Origin of the sequence: Mesorhizobium sp. M1A.F.Ca.IN.020.06.1.1 (assembly GCF_004023265.1) — a bacterium.
Lineage (GTDB): Bacteria > Pseudomonadota > Alphaproteobacteria > Rhizobiales > Rhizobiaceae > Mesorhizobium.
Genome location: NZ_RZSR01001270.1, coordinates 1 through 1,348, shown reverse-complemented (window position 1 = coordinate 1,348; position 1,348 = coordinate 1). Strand labels below are relative to the sequence as shown.

The window sequence follows — 1,348 nt, the reverse complement described above, 5'->3', positions numbered from 1 at the left end:
GAAGAATCCGGCATTCGGATCGGTGGCGACGTCGAGATCGGCGCTGCCGCGAAGCATCTTCTGGATACGCTCGATAGACGACTTGCGCTCGTCCACCAGAAGCACCTTGGGCTTGGTGTCTTCCGTCGCGAAGTTGCGGCTGAGCAGCTCTTCGATGCCGATGTTGCGCGTGGTCGAGGCGCGCAGCCGCAATTCGTCGGTCAGCGACTTCAGCCTGACCAGGCTCTTCACCCGCGTCATCAGTTGCAGATCATTGACCGGCTTGGTGAGGAAATCGTCGGCGCCCGCCTCAAGGCCGCGCACCCGGTCCGATACCTGGTCGAGCGCGGTGATCATGACAACCGGAATATGCGAGGTCGCCGGGTCGCTCTTCAGCCGCTTGCAGACCTCGAAGCCGTCCATGCCCGGCATCATCACGTCGAGCAGCACGACATCGACCTTGCCGTTTTCGCAGGTCTCGATCGCATCCGGGCCGTTGCCGGCCGTCAGCACCTCGAAATATTCGGCCAGCAGCCGAACCTCCAGCAGCCGCACATTGGCGGGGATGTCATCGACGACGAGGATCCGCGCGGTCATCTCAAAGGCTCCGGCTCAGGCATCGCCCAGATAGGATTTGATCGTTTCGATGAAGCGCGGCACCGAGATCGGCTTGGAAATATAGGCCTCACAACCGCCCTGCCGGATGCGCTCCTCGTCGCCCTTCATCGCGAAGGCGGTGACGGCGATGACCGGGATCGAGTGCAATTCGTCGTCTTCCTTCAGCCACTTGGTCACTTCCAGGCCAGAAACCTCGGGCAGTTGGATGTCCATCAGGATCAGGTCCGGCCGGTGCTGGCGCGCGAGATCCAGCGCCTCCAGGCCGTTGCGCGTGCGGACCGTTTCGTAACCGCTGGCTTCGATGAGGTCCCGAAAGAGCTTCATGTTGAGCTCATTGTCCTCGACGATCATGACCTTCTTAGCCATCAATTTCCCGTCCCGACGGGCCCCTGAGCCGAAGACCGCCGTCATGCGTCCTTGCCGGATCGCACCCAACCCGCCTGTACCCTACGTCAATATGATTGACGAAACGCAAACCTGCCGTTGGAAAAGCACACCCATTCCACTTGCGGCTGCAGGGCTGAAGCGGCTGAGACTTGCCGCAAGCGACGCTTGCCATTACTGCGGAAGAAAGACTCAACATGCTCATCGGCAAAAGGTAATGATGACGAACGCAGCGTCAATGCGCGAGGAGGCGGAAACCCTTGCCGTCAGGGCGCTTGGCTTCGTCGCCGGCGATCCGGAGCTGTTGCCTCGCTTCCTGGCGATAACCGGCATCGAGGCGCGGTCGATCCGCCACGCTGCCGCGGAG

The 1,348-nt window shown here is 61.5% G+C and carries 3 protein-coding genes; 1 reads left to right on the top strand and 2 read right to left on the bottom strand.

The window, feature by feature from the left end; all coding sequences use genetic code 11:
* Positions 1-576, bottom strand: a 576-nt coding sequence (locus EOA60_RS33180; RefSeq protein ID WP_128312630.1) for a response regulator, incomplete at its 3' end; no start/stop codon positions are given.
* Positions 577-591: 15 nt separating this feature from the next.
* Positions 592-963 carry a response regulator gene (locus EOA60_RS33175; RefSeq protein WP_027166515.1) on the bottom strand — a complete coding sequence of 124 codons (372 nt, stop codon included), beginning with the start codon at positions 961-963 and terminating at the stop codon, positions 592-594.
* Between the two features lie 238 nt (positions 964-1,201).
* Here EOA60_RS33175 and EOA60_RS33170 point away from each other — a divergent pair.
* The coding region (locus tag EOA60_RS33170; RefSeq protein ID WP_128312631.1) for a DUF3572 family protein at positions 1,202-1,348 on the top strand (147 nt) is incomplete at its 3' end.

Bases quoted from the DNA above. Each gene is read 5' to 3' on its own strand.
- EOA60_RS33175 (WP_027166515.1), bottom strand. From the start codon at position 963: ATGGCTAAGAAGGTCATGATCGTCGAGGACAATGAGCTCAACATGAAG.